26 protein-coding genes and 1 other RNA gene are annotated in these 25,136 nt (G+C 52.7%); 26 read left to right on the top strand and 1 reads right to left on the bottom strand.

What is annotated here, in order from left to right; translation table 11 throughout:
• The first annotated feature begins 7 nt into the window (after positions 1–7).
• The 14 genes from ybeY to ACH6EH_RS09955 all read left to right on the top strand — a co-directional run bounded on the left by ybeY (position 8) and on the right by ACH6EH_RS09955 (position 12,854).
• Positions 8–508, top strand: coding sequence for an rRNA maturation RNase YbeY (gene ybeY, locus ACH6EH_RS09890; RefSeq protein WP_138225247.1), 501 nt, complete (start codon positions 8–10; stop codon positions 506–508).
• Positions 505–882 (top strand): diacylglycerol kinase family protein, encoded by a 378-nt coding sequence (locus ACH6EH_RS09895; RefSeq protein WP_397332192.1) that lies wholly within the window; start codon positions 505–507, stop codon positions 880–882. The genes ybeY and ACH6EH_RS09895 overlap by 4 nt, the downstream gene beginning before the upstream one ends.
• A 74-nt stretch (positions 883–956) precedes the next feature.
• Positions 957–1,859 (top strand): GTPase Era, encoded by a 903-nt coding sequence (gene era / locus ACH6EH_RS09900; RefSeq protein WP_138225249.1) that lies wholly within the window; start codon positions 957–959, stop codon positions 1,857–1,859.
• A gap of 139 nt (positions 1,860–1,998) precedes the next feature.
• Positions 1,999–2,139, top strand: coding sequence for a YqzL family protein (locus ACH6EH_RS09905; protein ID WP_138225250.1), 141 nt, complete (start codon positions 1,999–2,001; stop codon positions 2,137–2,139).
• A gap of 36 nt (positions 2,140–2,175) precedes the next feature.
• Entirely contained in the window at positions 2,176–2,931 is a 756-nt protein-coding gene (recO, locus tag ACH6EH_RS09910) for a DNA repair protein RecO (protein WP_138225251.1), read from the top strand.
• Positions 2,932–3,257: 326 nt separating this feature from the next.
• Entirely contained in the window at positions 3,258–4,145 is an 888-nt protein-coding gene (glyQ, locus tag ACH6EH_RS09915; protein WP_138225252.1) for a glycine--tRNA ligase subunit alpha, read from the top strand.
• Entirely contained in the window at positions 4,138–6,213 is a 2,076-nt protein-coding gene (gene glyS, locus ACH6EH_RS09920; RefSeq protein WP_397332193.1) for a glycine--tRNA ligase subunit beta, read from the top strand. The genes glyQ and glyS overlap by 8 nt, the downstream gene beginning before the upstream one ends.
• A 204-nt stretch (positions 6,214–6,417) precedes the next feature.
• On the top strand, positions 6,418–6,885 hold the full coding sequence (locus tag ACH6EH_RS09925) for a YaiI/YqxD family protein (protein WP_397332194.1): 468 nt from the start codon (positions 6,418–6,420) through the stop codon (positions 6,883–6,885).
• A 48-nt stretch (positions 6,886–6,933) separates the two neighbouring features.
• Positions 6,934–8,757, top strand: a complete 1,824-nt coding sequence (dnaG, locus tag ACH6EH_RS09930; protein WP_397332195.1) for a DNA primase — start codon at positions 6,934–6,936, stop codon at positions 8,755–8,757.
• A gap of 42 nt (positions 8,758–8,799) precedes the next feature.
• Positions 8,800–9,930, top strand: coding sequence for an RNA polymerase sigma factor RpoD (gene rpoD, locus ACH6EH_RS09935; protein ID WP_397332196.1), 1,131 nt, complete (start codon positions 8,800–8,802; stop codon positions 9,928–9,930).
• 169 nt (positions 9,931–10,099) lie between these two features.
• Positions 10,100–10,858: a tRNA (adenine(22)-N(1))-methyltransferase gene (locus ACH6EH_RS09940; RefSeq protein WP_397332197.1), complete on the top strand. Its 759-nt coding sequence runs from the start codon at positions 10,100–10,102 to the stop codon at positions 10,856–10,858.
• Entirely contained in the window at positions 10,834–11,949 is a 1,116-nt protein-coding gene (locus tag ACH6EH_RS09945; RefSeq protein WP_397332198.1) for a Nif3-like dinuclear metal center hexameric protein, read from the top strand. The genes ACH6EH_RS09940 and ACH6EH_RS09945 overlap by 25 nt, the downstream gene beginning before the upstream one ends.
• A gap of 92 nt (positions 11,950–12,041) precedes the next feature.
• Positions 12,042–12,444: RNase P RNA component class A (rnpB, locus tag ACH6EH_RS09950), an RNA gene on the top strand.
• 149 nt (positions 12,445–12,593) lie between these two features.
• Positions 12,594–12,854 carry a hypothetical protein gene (locus ACH6EH_RS09955; RefSeq protein ID WP_138225259.1) on the top strand — a complete coding sequence of 87 codons (261 nt, stop codon included), beginning with the start codon at positions 12,594–12,596 and terminating at the stop codon, positions 12,852–12,854.
• Positions 12,855–12,976: 122 nt separating this feature from the next.
• Here the strand turns inward: ACH6EH_RS09955 and ACH6EH_RS09960 are convergent, their stop codons facing one another.
• A complete protein-coding gene (locus ACH6EH_RS09960; RefSeq protein WP_397332199.1) occupies positions 12,977–14,902 on the bottom strand; it encodes a S8 family peptidase in 1,926 nt (641 codons plus the stop codon).
• 236 nt (positions 14,903–15,138) lie between these two features.
• Here ACH6EH_RS09960 and ACH6EH_RS09965 point away from each other — a divergent pair, with 236 nt between their 5' ends.
• The 12 genes from ACH6EH_RS09965 (at position 15,139) to ACH6EH_RS10020 (ending at position 25,086) form a co-directional block, all read left to right on the top strand.
• The gene (locus tag ACH6EH_RS09965; RefSeq protein WP_397332200.1) at positions 15,139–15,645 is read left to right on the top strand and encodes a YpuI family protein; all 507 of its coding nucleotides are present in this window, start codon (positions 15,139–15,141) and stop codon (positions 15,643–15,645) included.
• A gap of 128 nt (positions 15,646–15,773) precedes the next feature.
• Positions 15,774–15,998, top strand: coding sequence for a DUF1540 domain-containing protein (locus tag ACH6EH_RS09970; protein WP_397332201.1), 225 nt, complete (start codon positions 15,774–15,776; stop codon positions 15,996–15,998).
• Between the two features lie 75 nt (positions 15,999–16,073).
• Positions 16,074–16,469: a hypothetical protein gene (locus ACH6EH_RS09975; RefSeq protein ID WP_397332202.1), complete on the top strand. Its 396-nt coding sequence runs from the start codon at positions 16,074–16,076 to the stop codon at positions 16,467–16,469.
• A gap of 174 nt (positions 16,470–16,643) precedes the next feature.
• The gene (locus tag ACH6EH_RS09980; RefSeq protein WP_397332325.1) at positions 16,644–17,405 is read left to right on the top strand and encodes a lytic transglycosylase domain-containing protein; all 762 of its coding nucleotides are present in this window, start codon (positions 16,644–16,646) and stop codon (positions 17,403–17,405) included.
• A 121-nt stretch (positions 17,406–17,526) separates the two neighbouring features.
• Positions 17,527–18,678, top strand: a complete 1,152-nt coding sequence (locus ACH6EH_RS09985) for a cysteine desulfurase family protein (RefSeq protein ID WP_397332203.1) — start codon at positions 17,527–17,529, stop codon at positions 18,676–18,678.
• Entirely contained in the window at positions 18,679–19,926 is a 1,248-nt protein-coding gene (gene thiI / locus ACH6EH_RS09990) for a tRNA uracil 4-sulfurtransferase ThiI (RefSeq protein WP_138225266.1), read from the top strand.
• A 42-nt stretch (positions 19,927–19,968) separates the two neighbouring features.
• On the top strand, positions 19,969–20,631 hold the full coding sequence (locus ACH6EH_RS09995; protein WP_397332204.1) for a TerC family protein: 663 nt from the start codon (positions 19,969–19,971) through the stop codon (positions 20,629–20,631).
• Positions 20,632–20,788: 157 nt separating this feature from the next.
• Positions 20,789–21,298, top strand: a complete 510-nt coding sequence (locus ACH6EH_RS10000; protein WP_397332205.1) for a LiaF transmembrane domain-containing protein — start codon at positions 20,789–20,791, stop codon at positions 21,296–21,298.
• A gap of 146 nt (positions 21,299–21,444) precedes the next feature.
• Entirely contained in the window at positions 21,445–23,286 is a 1,842-nt protein-coding gene (gene typA / locus ACH6EH_RS10005; RefSeq protein ID WP_138225269.1) for a translational GTPase TypA, read from the top strand.
• A gap of 66 nt (positions 23,287–23,352) precedes the next feature.
• A complete protein-coding gene (locus ACH6EH_RS10010) occupies positions 23,353–23,649 on the top strand; it encodes a YlaH-like family protein (RefSeq protein ID WP_138227681.1) in 297 nt (98 codons plus the stop codon).
• Positions 23,650–23,767: 118 nt separating this feature from the next.
• The gene (locus ACH6EH_RS10015) at positions 23,768–24,856 is read left to right on the top strand and encodes an LCP family protein (protein ID WP_397332206.1); all 1,089 of its coding nucleotides are present in this window, start codon (positions 23,768–23,770) and stop codon (positions 24,854–24,856) included.
• A 92-nt stretch (positions 24,857–24,948) separates the two neighbouring features.
• A complete protein-coding gene (locus tag ACH6EH_RS10020; RefSeq protein WP_397332207.1) occupies positions 24,949–25,086 on the top strand; it encodes a hypothetical protein in 138 nt (45 codons plus the stop codon).
• Positions 25,087–25,136 lie beyond the last annotated feature (50 nt).

The raw sequence follows: 25,136 nt of genomic DNA on the forward strand, positions 1-25,136 counted from the left end.
GCAGAGAATGAGCTTGCAGCTGGTTTGGAATAATGAGCAGGATGAGTTTGACATCAATGATGAGCTGATTGCGCTGCTAGAGAGCATCTTGGAGCAGGCGGGGCTGTCTGAGGGCGTGAGTGATGGGGAGGTTGATCTGACCTTTGTAGACAATGAGCAGATCCATGCGCTGAACAAGGAATACCGCGGCATTGACCGTCCTACTGACGTATTGTCCTTCGCCATGCACGAGGAAACCGATGAGGAGCTGCATATCATCTACGAGCTGGATGAAGAGAACGAGCAGCAGATGATTCCTGATTCGCTCGGCGATATTATCATCTCTGTCCCCCAGGCCAAGCTGCAGAGCGAAGAATACGGCCACTCGCTGGAGCGCGAGCTCGGATTCCTGTTCGTGCACGGATTTCTTCATCTGCTGGGCTATGACCATCAGGATGAGGCCAGTGAGGCGGAAATGATGTCGAAGCAGGAGGCCGTGCTGGAGAAGGTCGGCCTGGCGCGGCAGTGAAGCCGGCGAGGTATTCCCTGAGAGCCAGCTTTCGCTATGCATTGGAGGGTATTCTTCAAACCATCAGAACAGAGACTCATATGAAAATCCATTTGGCCGCCGCAGCGATTGTATTTCTTGCTGCGGCCTTGCTGAATGTAGGGACCGTGCAGTGGCTGTTTCTGGTGCTGGCAGTGAGCCTGGTCATGGCCGCCGAGCTGTTAAATACGGCGGTGGAAGCTGTGGTGGATCTGGTCTCTCCAGAGGCACATCCTTTGGCGAAGCGGGCCAAGGATGCAGCGGCGGGTGCGGTGCTGGTCACGGCAGGCTTCGCCGTGGTGACAGGGTGCATCATTTTCTATGTTCCTGTCACAGACTGGCTCTCATCCTGGTAATGATGGAGTCGGCGGCGGACCAGGGCTTTGCGCGGATGACCTGAACAACAATGTTTTTTTTACTGGAGGAAGCTATGAATAAAAGTCAGTTTAAATCCGGCTTCGTGGCCATAATCGGCAGGCCCAATGTGGGGAAATCGACCTTGATGAACCAGGTTATTGGGCAGAAAATTGCCATTATGTCCGACAAGCCGCAGACTACCCGGAACAAGATTCACGGGGTATACACAACCAACAGCTCTCAGATTGTCTTTCTGGACACGCCGGGTATTCACAAACGCCAGTCCAAGCTGGGTGATTTCATGAACCAGACGGCGCTGGGTACGCTGGGAGAGGTAGAGGCGGTTCTGTTTCTGATTGATGCCTCAGAGGGCTTTGGCGGCGGTGACCGGTTTATCGCCGAGCAGCTGAAGAAGGTAAAGACGCCTGTTATTCTGGTTATGAACAAGATCGACAAGATTGAGCCGGAGGCGCTTTTGCCGCTTATTGAAGAGTATCGCAAGCTGCATGATTTTGCCGAGATTATTCCGATCTCCGCCATGCAGGGCAACAACGTGAACACGCTGCTGGATCAGCTTCAGAAATATCTTCCGCCGGGACCGCAGTATTATCCTGAGGATCAGATAACCGACCATCCGGAGCAGTTCGTCTGTGCCGAGCTGATTCGCGAGAAAATTCTGCATATGACAAGGGAAGAGGTTCCGCACTCTATTGCGGTGACAATCGAAGATATGAAGGTAGAGAGCAATGGGACCGTTCACATCTCGGCAGTCATTTTTGTGGAGAGGGATTCGCAGAAGGGGATTATTATCGGTAAACAGGGGTCGCTGCTGAAGGAAGTCGGCAAGCAGGCCCGTCAGGACATTCAAAAGCTGCTCGGCTCAAAGATATTCCTGGAGCTGTGGGTTAAGGTTAAAAAAGATTGGCGCAACCAGGATCGGGTGCTCCGGGATCTCGGATTTCACCGCGGACAATAATGATGCGTTCATCTCCTCTGCCGAAGCCTCACTCATCATAGAGCAGCCTGCCAACAACTGTTAATCATAAAACGATGTCCAGCGCACATCCTAACCTCGTAGATGGGAGACGTCATTTCCGAGGAAAGGATGAATACGAATGCGAGATTTTTCGTGGAAGTATTTTGCAATGACAGGAGATGTCGATGCTTATCTGTTGTACAAGGAGACCGGCATACCGGAAGAGCCGGAGGACGCTCTTTCAGGTGAAGAGGCAGATGGGCTTGAGGAGCATGAATAATTTCTGGCTGCGTCAGGAATGGTTAGGTGATCAGGCATGCTACACAGGGCGGAAGGCATCGTCATCCGCAGCATGGATTACGGCGAGGGGAACAAAATTATTACGCTTTGCACCGAAGTCGCGGGTAAGGTAGGGGTTCTAGTCCGCGGCGCAAAAAAAGTGAAGAGCCGCCATGCTGCCTTGACCCAGCTTTTTACGTACGGTGAATATGTATATTTTCGAAATGGTACAGGCCTTGCGACCTTGAACGCCGGGGAGCTGATTGAGTCCCATCACAAGCTGCGTGCCGATCTCATCAAGGCAGCATATTCCTCCTACGCCTGCGAGCTGCTTGACCGGGTGCTGCAGGATGATGAGACCGGGGCGTTCTGGTTTCATCAGCTGAAGGCCTGCTTGTCAGCGCTGGAGGAGGATAAGGATCCACAGGTCATATTGAATCTGTATGAGATGAAAATACTGCAGGCCGCAGGATATGGCCCCGAGCTCTCGGTGTGCATATCCTGCGGGAACGAAAGAAAGGACGAGGATTTGCTGCTCAGTCCTACTCTTGGCGGAGTCATCTGCCGCTATTGCAAGCATCTGGATCCTCCCGCTATGCCGATTGCGCCAAGAACGCTCCGAGTGCTTCGCCTGTTTGCGCAGCTGGATCTTCGCAGGCTGGGCAGCATAGACATCAAGGAGGAGACTAAGGCTGAGCTCAAAGAGGCCATGCGCGCGTTTATGGATATTCAGCTGGGGCTCAAATTGAAATCGAGAGGCTTTCTGGACCAGATGGACAAATATGATATTTGACGAAATCATTAAAATTGGTTATCATATGTTATATTTTTAGTTTCACACAGTAGTGTATGCGTTGATCGGAAAAGTAGTGGATCACGATCCTCTTCAGCGAGCCGGTGGCAGTGAAAGTCCGGCAGAATCGTCTTCACGAAATGGCATTCCGGGAGCATCTTGAAGGGATAAAGTGGGTTCCTCATGCAGGAACCAAGTAGGGTGGAACCGCGGGAAGCTGATGCTCTCGTCCCTATGTCTGTACAACAGACGTAGGGCGGGAGCTTTTTGTTGTGCAGAGGCTAGAAATGAGTGAGACGTATCCAATGAGACAAGGAGTGTGGAGAATGAATTTTCAGCAAATGATTTTGACGCTGCAGCAATTTTGGGCAGAGCAGAACTGCATTATCGTACAGCCGTATGACACGGAAAAGGGTGCTGGGACGATGAATCCCATGACATACCTGCGCTCAATCGGACCCGAGCCCTGGAATGTTGCCTATGTAGAGCCTTCACGCCGCCCGGCCGATGGCCGCTATGGCGAGAATCCGAACCGGCTGTATCAGCATCACCAGTTTCAGGTTATTATCAAGCCGTCTCCGGACAATATTCAAGAGCTGTACCTGGAGAGCCTGGAGCGGCTGGGCATCAATCCGCTGGACCACGACATCCGCTTTGTTGAAGACAACTGGGAAGCCCCAACTCTGGGAGCCTGGGGACTGGGCTGGGAGGTATGGCTGGATGGTATGGAAATTACGCAGTTTACCTATTTCCAGCAGGTAGGCGGCATTGATGCCAATCCGGTAGCGGTCGAGATTACATATGGCCTGGAGCGCCTTGCCTCTTATATTCAGGACAAAGAGAATGTATTCGAGCTGGAATGGGTTCATGGCATTACGTATGGCGATGTCTTCCATCAGCCGGAATTCGAGCATTCCAAATATACTTTTGAAGTGTCTGATGTAAAAATGCTGTTCACTCTCTTTAACATGTATGAGGAAGAGGCCAACAAGGCGATGAGTCAGCAGCTCGTATTTCCTGCATATGACTATGTGCTGAAATGCTCCCATACGTTCAATCTGCTGGATGCACGCGGGGCGATCAGTGTGACGGAGCGTACCGGATATATTATGCGAGTCCGTAACTTGGCCCGTCAGGTGGCGGCTACGTATCTCGAGGAGCGCGAGAAGCTCGGGTTCCCGTTAATCAAGAAAGGAGGGGCTGACCATGCCTAGAAATATTCTGTTTGAAATTGGGCTTGAAGAGGTGCCTGCCCGCTTCCTGCGCAGTGCTATGGACCAACTGAAGGACAAGACGCAGAAATGGCTGGAGGCTTCCCGCATCGGCTTCACTGAAGTCACCGCCTATGCCACACCAAGGCGTCTCGCTGTGATCATTCACGAGGCACAGGACCGTCAGAGCGATATGAGCGAGGAGGTCAAAGGTCCTTCCAAGAAGATCGCCCTGGATGATCAGGGAGCGTGGAGCAAGGCAGCACTCGGCTTCGCCCGCAGCCAAGGCGTGGATCCGGACAGCTTCACATTCAAAGAGCTTGGCGGTGTGGAATACATTTACGTAACCAAGAACAGCATCGGTGTGGAGACGGCGGAGCTGATGCCAGAGGGCCTGCTCGGCATTCTAACCTCCATGACCTTCCCCAAAAATATGAAGTGGGGCACGCATGAATTCAAGTTTGTCCGTCCCATCAAATGGATGGCTGCCCTGTACGGCTCGGACATCATCGAGCTTGAAAAAACCGGAGTGAAGGCAGGAAATACGACTCGCGGCCATCGTTTCCTTGGGAAGGAAGCGGTCATCAGCGAGGCATCACAATATATCGACGTCCTTCGGGCGGAGCATGTCATTGTCGATGTAGAAGAGCGCAAGCAGATGATTACCGAGCAAATTGAGGCACTGGCGGACCAAAAGGGCTGGAACATTGCTGTGAAGGAGGATTTGCTGGAGGAAGTGCTGTTTCTGGTTGAAACGCCGACGGTGCTGTACGGAAGCTTTGACCCTTCCTTCCTGAACATTCCGCAGGATGTGCTGATTACCTCCATGAGAGAGCATCAGCGCTATTTCCCGGTGCTGGATCAGGAAGGCAGCCTGCTGCCTTATTTCGTCACCGTTCGCAGCGGTGACAGCCGTTCGCTGGATGTCATCGCCAAAGGGAACGAGAAGGTGCTGCGTGCACGTCTGTCCGATGCTAAGTTTTTCTACGAAGAAGATCAGAAGCTGAACATCAAGGATGCGCTCTCCAAGCTGGAAAGCATCGTCTTCCATGAGGAGCTGGGAACGATTGGCGATAAGGTCAGACGGATTCGTCGTATTGCTGATCAGCTGGCATCCAGGCTGTCCTTGACAGCAGATTCCTGCGACCAGGTCAGCCGCGCTGCCGATATTTGCAAGTTCGATCTCGTGACACAAATGGTGTATGAATTTCCGGAGCTGCAGGGCGTGATGGGCGAGGATTATGCCCGCAAGGCCGGGGAGCAGGAGGCTGTAGCTAAAGCGGTGTTCCAGCATTATCAGCCTCGCTTTGCAGGCGATCAGGCACCGGCCAGCATGATCGGAGCTGTAGTCAGCATCGCTGACAAAATGGATACGATTGCGGGCTGCTTCTCCATAGGTATCATCCCGACAGGCTCGCAGGACCCTTACGCACTTCGCCGCCAGGCACAAGGTATTGTGCAGATCGTGCTGGAGCACAAGCTTTCACTCTCCCTGTCGGAGGTGTTCGATATTGCGCTGGCCGTGCACGCAGAGCGTCATGATCTCAAGCGCTCCGAGAAGGAAATCCGCAAGGATCTAACGGACTTCTTCGGCCTTCGTGTCAAAAAGCTGCTGTCTGAGGATCAGCGCTATGATGTCGTGGATGCGGTCATTTCGGCAGGCTTTGATGGGGTCGTCTCCGCCGTTTCCCGCGGTCAGGCGCTGATGACAGAGGTACAGGAGAACAGCGGCTTCAAATCTTCAGTGGAATCCTTCAACCGGGTCAGCAATCTAGCTGCCAAGGCAGGCAAATTTGCAGTAAATCCGGAGCTGTTCGCGGAGACCCAGGAAACCGAGCTGTACGAGGCCTGGCAGAGCGTCAGAGAGCAGTATCTGGATGCGATCCAGCAATCTCACGGTGAAGCTGCATTGAAGCTGCTGGGCGGGCTGGAGAAGCCGATCACCGAATTTTTTGATCATGTTATGGTTATGGCAGAGGATGAGGCTGTCAAAACGAATCGTCTGGCACTACTCTCCGGCATTGACGGCGATGTGAAGAGATTCGCAGACTTTACGAAACTGGTCTGGTAGCCATCAGGCAATCTTGGGCTGATCTTCAATAATGCGTGGCGATAAGCGGGGTCCTGCTAAGGGGCGGCCGCTTGTCGTTATTCAGGGGAGACCATAGATTTTGGAAGAATCAGGCGGCTCTCTCCGGAAGAAGGATTTTTATCTGGCCAAGACGTATATAATACATTGAAGCATGGACGATGAATAGAGGCTTGGTGAGGACTAATGAGCATATCTGAAACCAGAAGCATCGTTGTGGACGGGGACGCCTGTCCCGTAAAGAAGGAGATCGCCGAAACCGCGCTGCAGCATGGACTTCCCGTGCTGCTTGTCTCTTCCTTTGATCATCGGCAGGAGCCGGGAGAAGGCATCACGGTCATCCAGGTAGACCGCAGCGACCAGAGCGCCGATCTTTATATTGCGAATCATATCCGCCGCGGTGATGTGGTCGTGACCCAGGATTATGGGCTTGCCGCCCTGGCATTATCTAAGTCCTGTTATGTGATCTCCTTTCGCGGGAGAACATACAGCGATCAGGATATTGATTTTCTGCTGGATACGCGGTATCAGAAGGCAAAAGCAAGAAAATCCGGACACTATGGCAAGGGACCTCGCAAGCTGACCGAAGAGGATCGAAAAATTTTTCAACATAAACTGACAAAACTTTTAAAGGCATTGCAGGAGAATGTATAAGCACAGCGAATATTATTTACGTGCTAAAAGAGATGAAGGTGATTGCAAATGGTTACCGGACAGGGCGGTATTCCGGATGATGTAATTGAGTCGGTACTGGCCAGGAATGATATTGTCGATACGGTAAGCAGATATGTGCAGTTGTCCAAGCAAGGGAAATACATGAAGGGCTTATGTCCCTTTCATTCGGAGAAGACGCCATCCTTTACCGTGACGCCGGAACGGCAGATTTTTTACTGCTATGGCTGCGGAAAGGGCGGGAATTCCATTAAGTTCAGAATGGAGATGGAAGGCTATTCCTTTCCGGAAGCCGTTCGGATTATGGCGGAGGAAAGCGATATTGCACTGCCGGAGGGGCAGGGATCTCCATCACACGCGGTGCCAAGAAATCCGGAGAAGGAAAGGCTGTATGAGGCGTACGAGCTGTGCTCAAAGCTGTATCATTTTTTGCTCAAGAATACACAGCACGGTCAAGAAGCCATGGCATACCTTCGATCCCGGGGCTTCAACGACAAGCTGATTGACCAATTCGGACTCGGCTTTGCACCTGACCGCTGGGATACGCTGGTTCAGTTTCTGGGGAAACGGGAATTTGACCTGCTGGAAATGGAGAAGGGCGGACTGCTCTCTGCCCGTCATGACCGTGACGGCTATGTAGACAAGTTCCGCAACCGGATTATGTTTCCGATTCATGACCGCAACGGACGGGTGATTGCTTTTGCGGGGAGGATCCTCGGAGAGGGTCAGCCGAAGTACCTGAACTCTCCCGAGAGCCTGCTGTTTAACAAGAGCCGTACACTGTACAATTTACATCAGGCCAAGACGTCTGTCCGCAAGCAGCGTCAGATCATTCTGTGCGAGGGATATGGAGATGTCATCTCGACTTGGGAAGCGGGTTTTCAGAACGTCGTCGCTACAATGGGCACTTCCCTGACAGAGCAGCAGATTTCGGTGATGAAATCGATGGCTGAAGAAGTCATTGTTTCGTATGACGGAGACCGGGCAGGACTCAATGCGGCGATGAAGGTGCTGCCTATGCTGGAGAGCGCCGGGCTGAAGGTCAGGATTGCTCTGCTGGGTGACGGACTGGACCCGGATGATTATTACCGGAAGTACGGCGGGGATCGTTACCGCCATGTGCTGGAGAACGCAGCGGCCTCCACGAAATTCAAGCTTATATATCTGAAAAAAAACCATATACTGCTAGAAGAACAGGGCAAAATCGCTTATACCCGTGAAGCGCTCCCGGTCATTGCGGAGCTCAGCTCCTCAACAGAGCGGGAGGTATATTTGCGGGAATTGGCTACCGAGCTTCAGCTGTCTTATGAAAGCTTGAAGCAGGATTGCAACTTGCTGCGCCAATCCATGCAAAAAATGAACGAGCATGGGGATAATCCGGACAAAAGGTGGAATAATGGTAGGCATAAAAAAGGGCAGATCGCCACACCGGCGCTGCTGCCGGCCTATCATGCCGCGGAACGGAGGCTGCTCTCCTTAATGCTGCAGGATGAGGAGGCGGCCCGGTATGTGGGCGAGCATCTCGGCGAAGCTTTTAACATTGAAGATCATGCGGCGATTGCTGCTTATCTATATGCTTATTACGCGCAGAACAAGCCGCCGGATCCCAGCCGGTTTATGTCTTCCCTTCATGATGACCGATTAGAGAAAACGGTAAGCTCAATTTCGATGATGGAAAATCCGCAGGAGTGGAATGTTCAGGTGCTGGATGACTGCATCCGTGAGGTTCTCAAATATCCGAAGCAGAAACAGATCGCCGAGAAGAAAGAAGAAATGATGAAAGCGGAACGGTCCGGTGATTTTTTGCGAGCCGCCCAAATAGCAAGTGAGATTATTGCCCTAGAGAGACAGTGACGGCTATGCTTGATTGTTTCTAGGGAGGAGGGAGTCGAAAGAATGGCGAAGGATCAGCATACTGAACTAGAAACGGAATTTACGCTGGATCAAGTCAAGGATCAATTGATTGAACAGGGTAAAAAAAGATCCGTACTTAGCTATAAAGATATTATGGAGAAGCTGTCTCCATTTGATCAGGACCCGGAACAGATGGAGGAGTTCTACGAGCAGCTGGGCGACCAGGGCATCGAGGTTGTAAATGAGAACGATGAAGACCGGGAGCGCCGCCAATCCGACGATCCGGAAGAGAACCATAGTGAGGATTTCGGCTTTGATGAGGACCTGTCGCTACCACCCGGGATCAAGATCAATGATCCTGTGCGCATGTACCTTAAGGAGATTGGCCGGGTGCCGCTGCTGTCCGCAGACGATGAGGTGGAGCTGGCGAAGCGCATTAATCAAGGGGACGAGGAAGCCAAGCGCCGTCTGGCTGAAGCCAACCTTCGCCTCGTAGTCAGCATTGCCAAGCGATATGTAGGACGTGGCATGCTGTTCCTGGATCTAATTCAGGAGGGTAATATGGGCTTGATTAAAGCCGTTGAGAAATTCGATTACGAAAAAGGCTTTAAATTCAGTACGTACGCAACCTGGTGGATTCGTCAGGCGATTACCCGGGCGATTGCCGACCAGGCTCGTACCATTCGTATTCCTGTTCATATGGTGGAAACGATTAATAAGCTGATTCGCGTCTCGAGACAGCTACTGCAGGAGCTGGGCCGTGAGCCGTCTCCGGAGGAGATTGCGGCTGAGATGGAGTTGAGCGTCGAGAAGGTTCGGGAGATTATGAAGATCGCGCAGGAGCCGGTGTCTTTGGAAACGCCGATTGGTGAAGAGGACGATTCCCACCTGGGAGACTTCATCGAGGATCAGGAAGCGCTGGCACCAGCCGACGCGGCGGCTTATGAGCTATTAAAGGAGCAGCTGGAGGATGTCCTGGATACGTTGACCGAGCGGGAAGAGAACGTGCTGCGTCTTCGCTTCGGGCTGGATGACGGCCGTACCCGGACGCTGGAGGAAGTGGGCAAGGTATTTGGCGTTACGCGGGAGCGCATTCGTCAGATTGAAGCAAAGGCACTGCGCAAGCTTCGTCATCCCAGCCGCAGTAAGCGTCTGAAGGATTTTCTCGAGTAACGCTGTTCTTTGAGGCCTTCTGCATTGTTGCAGCAGGTCTTTTTTTCATCTGAGTGGATGGTCTGAGATGAATTTTCTTGCTTCTTTTGGAATTAATTCCTTGATTTGCTTGAATCAATTTTAGCTCTTTTCTTTCACGATTGCAAACCAAATAAGGAAGGAGTCCATCATGAAACTTTCAAATCGTTTACAAGCTATACTGAACCGGATCCCGGCAGGCTCCAGAATGGCCGACATCGGTTCGGATCATGCGCTGCTGCCATCGGCAGCCGTTCAGGCAGGCGTATGCGTCTCCGCTATTGCGGGCGAGGTTAATCAGGGCCCCTATGAGGCGGCTCAAAGACAGGTGCGTCAGGAAGGCCTTGCCGGCTCGATATCTGTTCGAAAAGGAGACGGGCTTCAGGTCCTTGAGCCTGGCGAAGCCGATGTCATCACGATTGCAGGTATGGGCGGAAGCCTGATTGCGGCCATTCTGAACAACGGCATGGACAAGCTGGAGGGTGTCAGCCGTCTCGTGCTGCAGCCGAACGTGGGTGAGGACATTTTGCGAAAATGGCTACTGGCGCATGGCTGGGTACTGGTGGATGAGTGCATTCTTGAAGAAGATGGCAAAATCTACGAAGTGCTGACGGCTGTACCTGAGGAAGGATCAGAGTCCTCTAACGGGATGCTGTATCAGGATTATACGCTGGACTGCGGCATTCTCTTGTCAGCCGATTGGCTGCTGCGCTTCGGGCCTATTTTGATCAAGCAACCAACCTCGGTGTTTGCTGAGAAATGGAGCTCGGAGCTGCGCAAGACAGAAGGGGTGCTGGCGATGGTGGAGCAGTCTCAGTTACCTACAGCCGAGGTCAAGGCTAAGGAGCTGAAGGACCATATTCACATGATCAAGGAGGTGCTGTCATGCTTGCGAAAGGACAAACCGTAATTCAGCATATGGAGCAGCTGGCTCCGAAATCTGCAGCCGAGCCCGATGACCGGATTGGGCTGCAGCTGGGAAGTCTAAATAAGGAAATCTCTCATGTTCTCATCGCTTTAGATGTGACAGAGGAAGTGGTGGATGAGGCTGTGGCAGCGGGTGTAGATCTGATCATTGCGCATCATGCCATCATTTACAGACCGTTGAAGGGCCTGCAGACAGATACCCCTATGGGGCGGATCTACGAAAAGCTGATCAAGCATGATATTGCCGTGTACATCAGCCACACGAATCTGGACATTACCGAAGGCGGGATGAACGACTGGATGGCCGAGGCGCTCGGTATCCAAAATCCGGTCAGTATTCATGAGGTGCATACGGAAACGCTGTACAAGCTGGTAACCTTTGTCCCCAAGAGCCATCATCAGGAGGTGCTGGATGCTGTCCTGAACGCCGGCGCCGGTCATCTCGGTCAGTACAGCCACTGTAGCTTCAATACAGAGGGCTTTGGTACCTTTATGCCTTTAGCCGACAGCTCTCCGTTCATCGGAGCTCCGGGAAAGCTGGAGCGGGTCGACGAGGTCAGAGTGGAGACCATTGTTCCTGACGGAATCCGTAAAAAAGTGGTTCAGGCCTTGCTAAAGCACCACCCATACGAGGAGGTTGCTTATGATCTGTACCCGCTGGAGCTGAAGGGCCGCACATTAGGCCTTGGCCGTACCGGAAAGCTGCGGCAGGAAATGACCCTGGAGGATTTTGCCGAGGTGGTGAAGCAGCAGTTAGACGTTCCTCATGTCAGAGTTGTGGGGAAACCGGGCAGGGTGATCCGGAAGGCGGCTGTAATTGGCGGGTCCGGCGGCAAGTTTATGCATGCGGCGATGTTCAAGGGCGCTGATGTGCTCGTCACCGGCGATGTGGATTACCATACAGCCCTGGACGCGCTCGCGGCCGGTCTGTGCCTCATTGACCCCGGGCATAATGCAGAGAAGATTATGAAGGAGAAGGTCGCCCTTTGGCTGAGTGAGAAGCTGAAGCAGCAGGGCGCCGCCACGAAGGTAACTGCGTCCAGGATCAATACCGAGCCGTTCCGCTTCATGTAATCTGGATATGGCGTTTGACTCCCGCAAACATTGGGAGATTTTAAGGGTTGTAACCCTCACATCCAGGCTGTATACTATGTAGTGTTGTCCGAAAAGTTTGACAGACAATCGCTGGCGGTGAGAACCGCGAGAGGAAAGTCCGGGCTCCACAGGGCAGGGTGCTGGATAACGTCCAGTCAGCGCGAGCTGAAGGATAGTGCCACAGAAATGGACCGCCGATGGCCGCGTCAGCGGCACAGGCAAGGATGGAACCGAGGTGTAAGAGACCCCGAGGAATGCTGGTGACTTCATTCCTGGTAAACCCCACCTGGAGCAAGACCTAATGGAGCGCAGCCTTCTTCGAGAAGGCAGCCTTAGCCCGAGGCGCGTTCAGGTTGGTCGCTGGAGCCGTTCAGTAATGACCGGCCTAGATAGATGATTGTCGCTTATGGTGGCAGGGTAGTTCCCGTTATGACCACGAAGAGCACAGAACCCGGCTTACGGCAAACTTTTCTAACTGCAACGGCCTGATTGATGTATGTACAAAGCGCTTGATCCTTGCATGGAGGATCAAGCGCTTTTTCGTGCTGGTAAAGGACAGGTGTCCATACCCTTTTGTCCTGCGTGCATATGCTGGTATCATCAATCGAAAGGAGTTGAACCGCATGTCACTGGCCAGACCATGCCCGCCGGTATGTCCTCCGGTATCTCCCATTGTGTGTGAACCGATTGTCATCGTCAGAGACCATTATGTCCCGCAGATTGTACCGGTCATTCACCCGATCCAGGTTATTGACAAAGTTCACTGTGTCCCTGTAGAACAGCATATTTATACGTATACAGAAGGAGAGGCTGTTGCCGCTGCAGCAGTGTCCGGTAAAGCTTCCCGGAAGTCACGCAAATCCAAGTCCCGCAGCAAGAGATAAAGATGTACACAAAGCAGCCTGGAACCCTCCATAACAGGAGCGGGGTCCAGGCTGCTTCCAGATGGAGATTGCGGCTACCTGCCATATCATCTTATCACGGCATCTGCTGCTGTGTGCACGGGTTATTCCGTTGGCTTGACAGAGCCGTTTAGCCGCTTGATCTCTTCCTGCATCCGGTTCAGGACATGATGCGGCCATAGCTGCAGCGGCACTTCACTGCTGTCCGCAGCCTGAAGGGATTGAAATACATCAACCTGGCCATTTCCAAAATATATGTCTTTGCCGGGATCGCCCAGATCATGAGCCTGGGAAATCATCAGGTCCATGACCTCCCGGTTCGTCAGCTCCGGATTTAGCGATCGGATCAGGCCCGCTATGGCTGCTACATGCGGACTGGCCATGGAGGTGCCGGAGAGGGCGGCATACTGGTTATCGGGATAGGTGCTTGCAATGTTCGTACCCGGCGCGGTCACGTCAATGTAGTCGCCGTAATTGGAATATTCAGCCCTCGTCATATCCGGATTGGTTGCTGCTACCGCGAGCACCTCGGGATATGCCGCAGGGAAGCCGGGGCGCTCGGTATTGTCATTGCCGGATGCCGCGACGAGCAGGCAGTCACGGTCATAAGCATACTTGATGGCGTCATGCAGAAACTGAGAATCGGCATAGTTGCCGAGGCTCATATTAATCACTTTCGCACCATGGTCGACGGCCCAGATTATCCCCTCAGCCACTGCGTAGGTCGTACCCGAGCCGCTGCTGTCCAGCGCTTTGATCGGCATGATCTTGTTATACCAGCTCATGCCGGCGACGCCTTCGCCATTGTTGATCAAGGCGCCGATGATGCCGGCTACATGTGTGCCATGACCGACATCATCATTTGGAGATTGATCCGGGTTAACGACGTTATAGCCGTCCACGAGACGCCCGTTCAAATCGGTATGCTGGAGGTCAACGCCCGTGTCGATCACAGCAATGACAACATCCTCGCTTCCCTTGGACAGCTCCCAGCCCTGCTGGGTTTGGATGGCCGGGAGATTCCACTGGTACTGGGAGAAGAGAAGGTCATTCGGGAGATTGCTGTTCTCGGTTCTCTGGCTCGGCGCTGCACTGGACGTCGTGTTGGTCAGGTACAGATAATGGGGCTCGGCATAAAGCGGAGTCCACTTCTCTGTAAAATAGGATTTCAGCTGAGGATAGGTCATATTTGCAGACTGAAATATATAAGCGTATCCTAACTTTCGAGGAGATTTCCCCGAAATATCCTTCATCATTTGCTGCATGTCTCCCTGATCCAGGTCCTCCCGGAAGGAAACTACAATTTCATTCTCGTAATAATGGCTTGCCTTCTCGTTGTCATGACCGGTCTTTACGGTCAAGTCCCGGAGGGTATCACTATGGACGGATTCCACTTTGTACATCCCCTCCTTCGGATAAGGAATCAGGCGCAGGTTCTTACGCTGATGATCCTTGACCTGGGACATGACAATATGATTGACCGTGGCAATGGCTCCGAAGGACCCATCTGTAGAAGGCTCGGCTGTAATGTAAAAGCTGTCTTGTCCCGAAGTAAATAAAGGGGACTGATAGGCTTTGTTCAGCTTCAGCTGCTGCCGGGCCTCCTTAATATACTTGAGATAAGAGGTGCTGCTTTGCTTGAGGCTGGAGCCGTCACGCAGCACCTCCTCGGAATGGCCGTTGTTCAGGTTAACCCAGATCAGGCTTTCGTAGCGGCGGTGAGAGCGCTGATGCTCCGACAGGAAGGCGCGCACAGCCCGGGGAGTTCGCAGCTGTGTATGGCTCAGCATCGACTGGAGATGCTGCTTCGTATCCATCCGGCTAAGCCGGTCGGTCACCTCCAGATCTCCCTCCAGGGCAGACAGCTTTATCGTCTTTTCCTGTGCAGGAGAGGCCTCCTCATGCTGAGCTGCTTTTTCCATATGCGGCTGTGATTGTGAAGGTTCGGGATCAGGACTAAGCAGAAAAAAGAGGGACAGGCCCAGCAGTGAAGCGGCCATTACATAGCTCCAGATCCGGCTTGATTTCATGGTCTTTAGGTCACCTCGCAGGCATCATTTTTCCTTTAGCGTAACGATTGAGACGCAATTTTATGCTTCAGAGCGGCGGAAGGCGGTTACTACAAGGATAAGCATGCTGAGCAAGTGACAACATTTAGGCGTGAAAGCATTTTAAAAATGGACATATTTATGATAGGATAGTACATGACATTGGCCGCAGAATTCTACTCTCAACCGGCCAGTAACATTAAGGGGGAGCAACCGTAATGCCAGCTGACAATCTTCAGAATCTGTGTGCGGAGACAAGGGAAAAACTGAAATCCGCCATAAGCATGATCGAGCCATTTCTAAATGAACACACCCTGTCTCAGCTAGCCGCAGACCAGGATGAAGAGACTGTTCAATTTTACAAGGGATTTCTTTCCGATCTCCGCCATCTGCTTGCGTTCTCTGAGGTTTCTTACGAGAAGCTGGGTGTTGTGCAGCGCCGTTCGAACTTCGATGAGGATTTCGCACACAAGGCGTTGTATAACGTGTACCACCGCTGTATAAACGTCTTCTTCTACCCGAAGAACGAGAGCTATTCCGAGGATGGACGTTATGCTTACACAGGTCAGGACGCGATTCGTTTCCGCAAGAAGCCGGTTCGTCCGGTAAGAGATGTCATTTTGAACATTACCCGAACCTATGAAGAGCTGCGTGACGATCTGGCTTATTACGAAAGCGACTACCTTACAGAACGCCGTCTTCAATCTGAACGTAAACACGCTTAACCTTATACTGTGAACAGGGGATGCCGATACCGGCATCTCTTTTTTTGTATGGTTTAACACCATCTAACATGCCGCAGGGTGTATACGCCTTTCGTGGAAAGGAGAAAATGTTGATGAGGTGATGACAAATGGCCAATGGAGCCAAGCCATATGTGAAATGCAGTGTGAGTAACTGCAATTATTGGGGAGAACAAAATGTCTGTCAGGCCGACATGATCATGATTGAAATTGACAAGCATTCCGATGTACATCTAAATGACGAATTTGCCGATGAGGCGTTTGTGGACAACCACCGGGTTGTTGCTGACACCTCGTCGTCCACCTGCTGCTTAACCTTCAGGCCAAAAGAGTAAGCAAAGAGCCCCTCTCGTTCAGGTACAGAGATAACAGACCATGGAAGCAAGCATGACTTCAGGGAGGTCTCATTCATGAAAAAGCACGACAGCCGCAGTCGGCGCAAGGAAACTCAGTTTAAGGTCGTGGAATCACAGCGCAGCCGCACCGATTATCCGCGGCGTGAGCATCAGGAAGAATACGGCACAGAAATTATGCCGCCATACAGCATGAATACTACCCAAGATCGCAGTGAGCAAAGTGGCTACACAGCAGCCAAGGATGTGAATACCGGCAAAGCCGTTGGCTATGTGGGGCTCGTCATCGGAATCTTCGCCCTGTTTATGTGGTCCGTTATTCTGGGTCCCATTGCGGCGGTAACCGGCTATTATTCATTTGCCCAAGGCAGCCGGACACTGGGCGCCTGGGGGATTGGCCTCGGTCTGATCGCGACGGTAAGCTACTTTGTATTAATTCCGTTTGCCCGGTAACTCATCGCAAAAAAGTCAACTACAGGCCGTCTTTTGCAGTCCATGCAAAACGGCCTGTTGTGCTGAAATCAACACTTTTTAGATTTTTTGTCATTGACCTCTGGTTCCCGGTGACAAAAGGATGTAAAATGGAACCAGACCTTGAAGAAAGATGTGATACAAGCTATGCACGTGATCCCGCTTCAAAGTGATAAGACGGCCGTGTATTCCTTCAGCGCCCATAATGCAGACAAATCTAGCTTACAGACGCAGAACACCACGCTCCCGAGGCAGAGTGGACAGACTGCGGAGTTCGCTGCCGTACTGAGCCAATCCATGGATGCCTCCAGTATGCCCATGCCGGAACAGCCGGTTCAGCTCGCTCCCGGAGTCATCTGGAAGGATGGACTATTGTGGCAGCAGCTGAATACTGACAGTGAGGTGTCTGCTATTGCCCAGAGTGCTAGCGGAATTCAACAGGCGTCATTACCATATAATTCCGGCGTGACAGCTGCTAAAGAGCATACAACCGGAACATCCGTATCCTATGATGGGCTGATTCAGGCTGCTGCGCAGCGGTATGGAGTGCCGGCAGATCTGATCAAAGCCGTGATTGATACGGAATCATCCTTTAATCCTCAGGCCGTTTCCTCTGCAGGCGCCAAGGGGCTGATGCAGCTAATGGATGCGACTGCCCGCGGGCTGGGAGTTCAGGATTCCTTTGATCCGGCACAGAATATTGACGGTGGGACCAAATATTTAGCGTATCAGCTGGACCGTTTCAACGGGGAAACCGGCATGGCGCTGGCCGCTTATAATGCCGGCCCGGGACGGGTATCCAGGCTTGGAATTACGTCCGATGAGGAGCTGCTGAACCGATTGGAGCTATTGCCTGCCGAAACACAGTCCTATATTTATAAAGTCTTGCAGTCTCGTACCAAATATGAGGTTTCGTGAGCCATCACACAGATACCACAAATTCATACCAGGTCAAACGGGGAAGGTTGTTGCAGGCTTAAAGGCCGCTCAGCCGTTCGTTTGATCTTTTTTCGTTTGTGAGGTTAAAGGAGGATTCACTGTGCATTATTTCGACCATGCGGCAACTACGCCGCCTTATCCGGAGGTTATTCAGACCTTGACGGACATCATGAGCCTTTATTATGGCAATCCATCTGCACTGCACCGGGCTGGAGAGGATGCAGCCAAGCTTCTGAAAAAAGCGAGAGAGGTGTGCGCCGCGGCCCTGTCAGCCTTGCCGTCCGAGATCGTCTTCACTTCCGGAGCCACAGAAGGCAACAATATGGCGATTAAGGGAGCTGCGATGCATTATCAGTCCCGGGGCCGGCATCTGATCACAGCTGTAACGGAGCACCCCTCCGTATATCAAGCCTTTCGGCAATTGGAGGAGCTGGGATGGGAAGTAACCTGGATGCCTGTCGCTGGTGACGGAACTGTCGATCCTGCAGCGCTGGCGGAGCACGTCCGCAAGGATACCGTGCTCGTCAGCATCATGCATGTGAACAATGAAACCGGAGCGGTGCAGCCGCTGGAAGACATCGGACGACGGATCAAGGAGAAGAACAGCCGCGTACTGTTCCATGTGGATGGCGTGCAGGGCTTTGGCAAGCTGCCTGTCTCTCTACAGGACTGGCAGGCAGATCTGTACACGCTGTCTGCTCATAAATTCAAGGGTCCCAAAGGAGCCGGAATTATGTATGTCAAGCAGGGCGTGCAGCTTTATCCGCTTATCGCAGGAGGATCGCAGGAAGGCGGGTATCGCGGAGGCACGGAGAATGTGGCTGCCGCAGCGGCAGTCGCGAAAGCGATGAGACTCTCGGCAGAGCGGCAAGCGGAGTTCTACGAACGGGCCAGACGGCTCAGAGACATCCTGGTGCACCATATTGCGGACATGCCGGAGCTGATGCTGAACAGCAGTGAGCATGGGGCTCCGCATATTGTTCATTTCTCCTTTCCGGGGCTCAAGCCGGAGGTGCTGGTCCATACCTTGGAGGAGGGAGGCTTCTTAGTTTCCACCAAGTCGGCCTGCTCCTCCAAGAGCAGCGAGCCGAGCCGGACGCTGATAGAAATGGGACGAAATGCGGATGAAGCGGCAAGCGGTATCCGGATCAGTCTGGGCTGGGAGCATACAGAGGCTGAGGTTCGAGAGCTGGGAGCTGCGCTCAAGAGCGCTGTAGCACAGCTGGCCCCAATGACGGGCAGAAAGGGGTGAATGACGGTGAAACCAACCTATGATATGCTTCTCCTCCGCTTTGGAGAGTTCACCTTAAAGGGCAAGAACCGGAACCGGTTTGAGAAAAGCATCCTGCAGCATGTACGGGCCTTGCTGAAGCCATATCCGGACGTGAATATCCTGAAGGAATACGGACGTTTATATGTCCGGTTGAACGGTCACCCCTTTGAGCCGGTGCTGGCTGATCTGAAAAAAGTGTTCGGCATTGTCTCCATCAGTCCGGTTAAGGTTTGTCCATCCGAGCTGGAGTCCATCGTGTCCAGCGCGCTCCAATTTATGAGCGAGACTAGCCTTGCGCCTTCAACAACCTTCAAGGTAAACGCCAGGCGGGTATGGAAGGCCTTCCCGCATTCCTCCCAGGACATGAATCATCTTGTCGGCTCGCCGCTGCTTCGTGCCTTCCCGCAGCTCAGCGTCAATGTGAAGGAGCCGGAGCTGGAGCTGCGGGTCGAGATCCGAGAGGATCGCACCTATTTGTTCCATGAGTCCATTCAGGGCGCAGGGGGCTTTCCACTGGGCACAAACGGCAAGGCGATGCTGCTGCTGTCAGGGGGCATCGACAGTCCGGTGGCCGCCTACTCCGCCATGCGAAGAGGGCTGGAGGTGGAATGCGTCCATTTCTACAGCTATCCATTCACAAGCCAGCAGGCCAAGGAAAAGGTCATTGAGCTGGCAGGCATTCTATCTCAGTACTCTGGCACGTTGAAGCTGCATCTCGTGCCGTTCACCGAGGTGCAGACCTCGTTCACCGGCATTGGACAGGATAATCTCATTATTACATTTATGCGCCGGGCCATGCTGCGCATTGCCACAAGGCTTGCGGAACGGGAAGGTGCACTTGCCCTGGTTACAGGCGAGAGCCTGGGTCAAGTGGCCAGTCAGACACTGCCCAGCATGAACGTCATTGGCCGGGCGACCGAGCTGCCGCTGCTGCGGCCGCTCATTACGGCCGACAAGCATGAGATTATAGCGCTGTCCAAGGAAATCGGAACCTATGACACGTCCATTCAGCCCTTTGAGGACTGCTGCACGCTGTTTATCCCGAAATCACCGACCACCAATCCCAACCTGCGTATCGTACAGAAGGTGGAAGCGACGCTCCCGGGCCTGTCTGACAAGCTGGAGCAGGCCGTAGAGCAGACGGAAACCCTGGTCATCACTCCGGATCAATGGGCGTCCACGCATACGCAAGGGAAGGAATCCGTGATCCGGGAGGAGTGGTTCTAGAAGAGACAAGTCCCTCATATCAGTTATGAGGGGAGGTGCAACATGGATACAATGCTGCTGCTCGGACAAATCTTAATGATCAATCTGGTGCTTAGTGGAGATAATGCTCTGGTCATTGCGATGGCCAGCCGGGATCTGCCGGAGCAGGAGCGGCGGCAGGCGATATGGATCGGTACAGCCGGTGCTGTCATTCTGCGATGCCTGCTCACCTTTGTGGCAGTTCTGCTCCTTAACATTCCGTATTTGCAGGCTGCCGGTGCGCTGCTGCTGCTCTGGATTGCGTTCAAGCTGATCAAGGATCAGCAGCAGGAGCATGGTGACCTGCGCGAGCCGGCCTCCATGTGGGGAGCCGTCTACACGATACTTGCGGCCGACTTTGTAATGAGCCTGGACAATGTTATTGCCATTGCGGGACTAGCCAAGGGCGATCTGGCCCTGATGGTCATTGGCATTGTGCTCAGCATTCCCATTGTCGTGTGGGGCAGTGGCATCATCTCCAGTCTGCTGGCCCGGTTTCCACTGCTGCTGTACTTGGGTGCCGGAGTGCTTGCTTATACAGCCGGGGAGATGCTGCTGAATGATTCCAAGACCGGCGTGCTGATCCTGTACTGGCTGCCTGCGTTTCATGCTCTAGTGCCCTTACTGCTTGCCTGTGCTGTCATTGCCGCCGGGGGAATGCACGGCCTGCGGCACAAGAAAGCCTAGCTCCAAGAACCCGGTATACCAAGAAGGAAGACCATGACCGCATCGTCGCGGTTATGGTTTTTTTTGTCGTTTTCCGATAATATTAAGAGCATGGCATCATTCGCTTTGACTAGAGCTTCACAATGAGAAGATACATCAGACAAGAGAGGGTGATGGAATGTCCTCCAAAAAGGATTTGGCACTGGGCTTGTTCATTATCGCAGCAGGCTTGTTTATTTTCCTCGGAAAGCTGGGCTTCTTTGCATTCCTGGGCCGTAACCTGTGGCCGCTGCTGCTGCTTGTTCCCGGAGTATTGCTGCATCTGTGGTACTTTGCAAGAAGAAGGTCTGCAGAACTGTTAATCCCTGCCGGCATTTTAACGGTGTATGGCGTGCTGTTTCTGATCTGCAGCCTCGGGGGCTGGCATCTGCTGAACGCCCTGTGGCCGATTCTGATTCTGGGAGTAGGCGTCGGCATTTACGAATACGATTTTTTTGAATCTCCACGATCCCGAGGAGCCTTTCTCGTATCTTCCGGGCTGATTGCTTTATCACTGCTGCTGCTCGTATTTACATGGTGGGGCACGAGTGTCATTTATGTGGTGGCTCTCGGTTTGATTATAGCTGGGGTGTGGATGATCTACGGTCGCAGCCGCAAAAAGAACAGCCGGTGGAGCCGGGGCTGGTAATCACGGTGGAAGTTTTCTGAAAAGACTTGATTTTTGAAGGACTTAAACGATAGAATAAGATGTATTGTTGAGGCGCGTCGGGATGGATCTAATGTCCGGCGCTTTCTTTGTGGCCCATACGAAAAGAGAGGATTTGAGATAAATTTATGCAATCGAGAGACCAAATTCGCAATATTGCCATCATCGCCCACGTTGACCATGGCAAAACTACCCTGGTAGATCAGCTGCTGCAGCAGTCCGGTATTTTCCAGCAGCACGAAACTCTGCAGGAACGAGCTATGGATTCCAATGACCTGGAGCGGGAACGCGGTATTACCATCCTGGCCAAGAATACGGCTATTACGTATAAAGACTTTCTCATTAATATCGTAGACACTCCAGGCCACGCGGATTTCGGCGGCGAAGTAGAGCGTATTATGAAAATGGTTGACGGCGTCCTGCTCGTGGTAGACGCTTACGAAGGCTGCATGCCGCAGACGAAATTCGTTCTCGGCAAGGCGCTGGCGCACAATCTGACACCGATCGTCGTGGTGAACAAGATTGACCGTCCGGCTGCCCGTCCGGCTGAGGTTATTGACGAGGTTCTGGATCTGTTCATCGAGCTTGGCGCGAATGACGATCAGCTGGAGTTCCCGGTCGTTTACGCTTCGGCGCTGAACGGAACCTCCAGCCTGGATGCAGCGCAGCAGGATGATAACATGCTTGCACTGTACGAAACAATTGTAGACCATATTCCGTCCCCGACGGAAAGCGTAGAAGAGCCGCTGCAGTTCCTGGTAACCCTGATGGACTATAACGAATACCTGGGACGAATTGCCGTAGGACGCGTGAACCGCGGTGTAATCAAGCAGGGACAATCCGTAACGGTCATTATGCGTGACGGCTCCAGCAAGACGGCAAGAATCGAGAAGCTGTTCGGCTTCCAGGGCCTGAAGCGGGTGGAGGTTGCAGAAGCCGGCGCGGGCGATATTGTTGCCATCGCCGGAATTAAGGATATTAATATCGGAGAGACGATTGCAGATCCACAGCACCCGGAAGCGCTGCCGGTCTTGAAGATTGACGAGCCGACTTTGCAAATGACGTTCCTCGTGAACAACAGCCCGTTTGCAGGCCGCGAAGGCAAGTGGGTAACCTCCCGTAAGCTGCGTGACCGTCTCTTTAAAGAGCTGGAAACCGATGTCAGCTTGAGAGTCGAGGAGACCGACAGCCCGGACGCGTATGTCGTATCCGGACGCGGTGAGCTTCATTTGGGCATTCTGATTGAGAACATGCGCCGTGAAGGCTACGAGCTGCAGGTATCCAAGCCAGAGGTCATTGTGAAAGAGATCGACGGCGCGAAGATGGAGCCGATTGAACGCCTGATTATTGATGTACCGGAGGACAGCATGGGTGCTGTCATGGAAAGCCTGGGAACTCGCAAAGCCGAAATGGTGAACATGATCAACAGCGGCAGCGGCCAGGTTCGCCTGGAATTCCTGATCCCGGCCCGTGGCCTGATCGGCTACCGGACGCATTTCCTGACTCTGACCCGTGGCTATGGCGTGATGAACCATGCTTTCGACAGCTATGGACCGCTGCATGGCGGCCAAGTGGGCGGACGTCATCAGGGCGTGCTGATCTCTACAGAGAATGGCAACACGACATTCTACGGCATGATTGGTGTTGAAGACCGCGGAACCCTGTTCCTGGAGCCAGGCACCGAGGTGTATGAGGGCATGATCGTTGGTGAGCATACTCGTGACAACGACATTGTGGTCAACATCTGTAAAGAGAAGCAGCTGACGAATGTACGCTCGGCGACGAAGGATGACACGGTGAAGATGAAGACGCCGCGGATCTTCTCGCTGGAGCAGGCGCTGGAATACCTGAATGATGACGAGTATTGCGAAATTACGCCAAAGTCTGTCCGTCTCCGCAAGAAAATTCTGAACAAGAGTGAGCGGGAACGTGCTGAGAAGCACCGCAAAATGGCTCAAGCCAATCTGTAGCACCACGTGCCTGCTCTCTGCGGCTTGGCCGCTTCAGGTCTCTGGATAAAGGAGTGAATGATCACCGTGCAGGTCTGGTTTGCAGAGCATCCGCTGATTTCCTATATCATTATTTTTGCGCTTGTCGCTTATGTGTACAATAAAGTGTTTCGCGTCAAGCAGAAGATGCCTCTTCTGAAAGAGGTGCTGCTGTATCTGCTGATGGCATTAGGCTGCGGCATGCTGTTGATTTTTCAAATTGACAAGCTGCCGATTATTCAGTGCCTCCTCGTTGCCGTCGGCTTGATGCTCATGGTACGCATCCGTTATTTCGTAGAGGATCGTCAGAGAAAGAAGAACGAAGGTCAGCCCAAAACTCCATAATTCCACGACAGTTTGCCGGCATATGCCGGCAACTTTTTTACCTGTGAAGCGTTTATAACTAAGAAGGTGAATGGTTATACGCCTCAATGATCTTAATGGAAAGAAAAGGTGTTTAGTCATGAGTACAGGTCAACCCAATCTTCCACCAAGAGCCCGTTCCAATGCAGCGGGGCAGAAGAAGAAAGCATCGTCCAAGAAAAAGCGCAGTCCCATTGCGACGTTGGCCAGATGGTTCTTGATCGTATGCATTCTGGTCATTCTCGGCGGAGCAGCCTATGTAGGCTCGCTGTACCTGAAGGCAGAGGACACGATCCTGAGTACAGGCAATAATAATCCGGTCCCGCCGGAGAAGTCGGCGAGTGTCAAGCCGCTGACGATGCTCATTCTGGGAACAGATTACAGGCCGGAGCATCAAACCTACTTGACCGACGTTGTCATGGTCGCTGCGATGAATCCTGAGACGAACACGGCCACCCTTGTATCACTGCCGCGGGACACTTCACTCCAGCTGAAAGGCTACCGCTCGGACCGGAAGCTGAACTCATTTTATACAACCTTTAGAAATTTGGAGAAGCAGGGAGAGGCTCCGGCGGAAGAAAGAATGAAGGACATGCTGGGTCAATATTTTGATATTCCGATTGACTATGTAACCGTGCTGGATTTTCAGGGCTTCCGGGATGTTGTGGACGCTCTTGGAGGCGTGGATGTTAACGTGCAGTACAATATGTGTCACAGAGACTCCCAGGATGGCACCCATATCAATCTGAAAGCCGGCCCGCAAAGCCTGGATGGCAAGGAAGCGCTGGATTATGTCCGCTACCGCAAGTCGATGAACTGTGAGGTCAAGACTAAGGAATCCAATGACTTTGACCGGAATGCCCGTCAGAGCGAGGTGCTGCATTCCCTGATTGACCAGATGAAATCGTTCGGGGGTGCGGTCAAGGCGTATAAGGTGCTGGATGCTGTAGGTGGTAATATGACGACGGATCTGGAGAACGACCAGATGAAAAACATCATTAAGACCTACTATGATATCAATAAGAAGGATGTCCGGTTTGTGCCGATAACGGGACAGTGGCGCAGTCCGTTCGTGTACATTAACGGGGATGAGCTGCAGGCTGCCAAGCAGGCTCTGCAGGACGAGCTGGCCGGCAAGCACAGCAAGGCATCGGAGGAAGCTGCAGAGAATTCCGCTTCCGGATCTTAAGATTTGCAGTCAAGTTTTCAGAGGTTGTATAATACAATAAAGCATATCCACATCCAAACTACAGGAGGCGTACGCGGATGTCCCACACTGTGATGTCTAAAGCAGTTATTGAGATGCTCCGGCAGTCGGCCTGTGAAGAGCCTGTCTTTTCACCGGTGTGCGGCTGTGTACTTCAGCAGGCTCTGCTGAAGCCGTGCGCTATGTTGTTTTGCTATGAGCTTGAAGTCTGATGATCTATGATCATCAGGCTTTTTTTGTTGGATTGGGAGATTCATAGTCA

Origin of the sequence: Paenibacillus sp. JSM ZJ436 (assembly GCF_044383795.1) — a bacterium.
Taxonomy (GTDB): Bacteria; Bacillota; Bacilli; order Paenibacillales; family Paenibacillaceae; genus Paenibacillus_AQ; species Paenibacillus_AQ algicola.

Bases quoted from the DNA above. Each gene is read 5' to 3' on its own strand.
- ybeY (WP_138225247.1), top strand. From the start codon at position 8: ATGAGCTTGCAGCTGGTTTGGAATAATGAGCAGGATGAGTTTGACATC.
- era (WP_138225249.1), top strand. From the start codon at position 957: ATGAATAAAAGTCAGTTTAAATCCGGCTTCGTGGCCATAATCGGCAGG.
- ACH6EH_RS09905 (WP_138225250.1), top strand. From the start codon at position 1,999: ATGCGAGATTTTTCGTGGAAGTATTTTGCAATGACAGGAGATGTCGAT.
- recO (WP_138225251.1), top strand. From the start codon at position 2,176: ATGCTACACAGGGCGGAAGGCATCGTCATCCGCAGCATGGATTACGGC.
- glyQ (WP_138225252.1), top strand. From the start codon at position 3,258: ATGAATTTTCAGCAAATGATTTTGACGCTGCAGCAATTTTGGGCAGAG.
- glyS (WP_397332193.1), top strand. From the start codon at position 4,138: ATGCCTAGAAATATTCTGTTTGAAATTGGGCTTGAAGAGGTGCCTGCC.
- ACH6EH_RS09925 (WP_397332194.1), top strand. From the start codon at position 6,418: ATGAGCATATCTGAAACCAGAAGCATCGTTGTGGACGGGGACGCCTGT.
- dnaG (WP_397332195.1), top strand. From the start codon at position 6,934: ATGGTTACCGGACAGGGCGGTATTCCGGATGATGTAATTGAGTCGGTA.
- rpoD (WP_397332196.1), top strand. From the start codon at position 8,800: ATGGCGAAGGATCAGCATACTGAACTAGAAACGGAATTTACGCTGGAT.
- ACH6EH_RS09940 (WP_397332197.1), top strand. From the start codon at position 10,100: ATGAAACTTTCAAATCGTTTACAAGCTATACTGAACCGGATCCCGGCA.
- ACH6EH_RS09945 (WP_397332198.1), top strand. From the start codon at position 10,834: ATGCTTGCGAAAGGACAAACCGTAATTCAGCATATGGAGCAGCTGGCT.
- ACH6EH_RS09955 (WP_138225259.1), top strand. From the start codon at position 12,594: ATGTCACTGGCCAGACCATGCCCGCCGGTATGTCCTCCGGTATCTCCC.
- ACH6EH_RS09960 (WP_397332199.1), bottom strand. From the start codon at position 14,902: ATGAAATCAAGCCGGATCTGGAGCTATGTAATGGCCGCTTCACTGCTG.
- ACH6EH_RS09965 (WP_397332200.1), top strand. From the start codon at position 15,139: ATGCCAGCTGACAATCTTCAGAATCTGTGTGCGGAGACAAGGGAAAAA.
- ACH6EH_RS09970 (WP_397332201.1), top strand. From the start codon at position 15,774: ATGGCCAATGGAGCCAAGCCATATGTGAAATGCAGTGTGAGTAACTGC.
- ACH6EH_RS09975 (WP_397332202.1), top strand. From the start codon at position 16,074: ATGAAAAAGCACGACAGCCGCAGTCGGCGCAAGGAAACTCAGTTTAAG.
- thiI (WP_138225266.1), top strand. From the start codon at position 18,679: ATGACGGTGAAACCAACCTATGATATGCTTCTCCTCCGCTTTGGAGAG.
- ACH6EH_RS09995 (WP_397332204.1), top strand. From the start codon at position 19,969: ATGGATACAATGCTGCTGCTCGGACAAATCTTAATGATCAATCTGGTG.
- ACH6EH_RS10000 (WP_397332205.1), top strand. From the start codon at position 20,789: ATGTCCTCCAAAAAGGATTTGGCACTGGGCTTGTTCATTATCGCAGCA.
- typA (WP_138225269.1), top strand. From the start codon at position 21,445: ATGCAATCGAGAGACCAAATTCGCAATATTGCCATCATCGCCCACGTT.
- ACH6EH_RS10015 (WP_397332206.1), top strand. From the start codon at position 23,768: ATGAGTACAGGTCAACCCAATCTTCCACCAAGAGCCCGTTCCAATGCA.
- ACH6EH_RS10020 (WP_397332207.1), top strand. From the start codon at position 24,949: ATGTCTAAAGCAGTTATTGAGATGCTCCGGCAGTCGGCCTGTGAAGAG.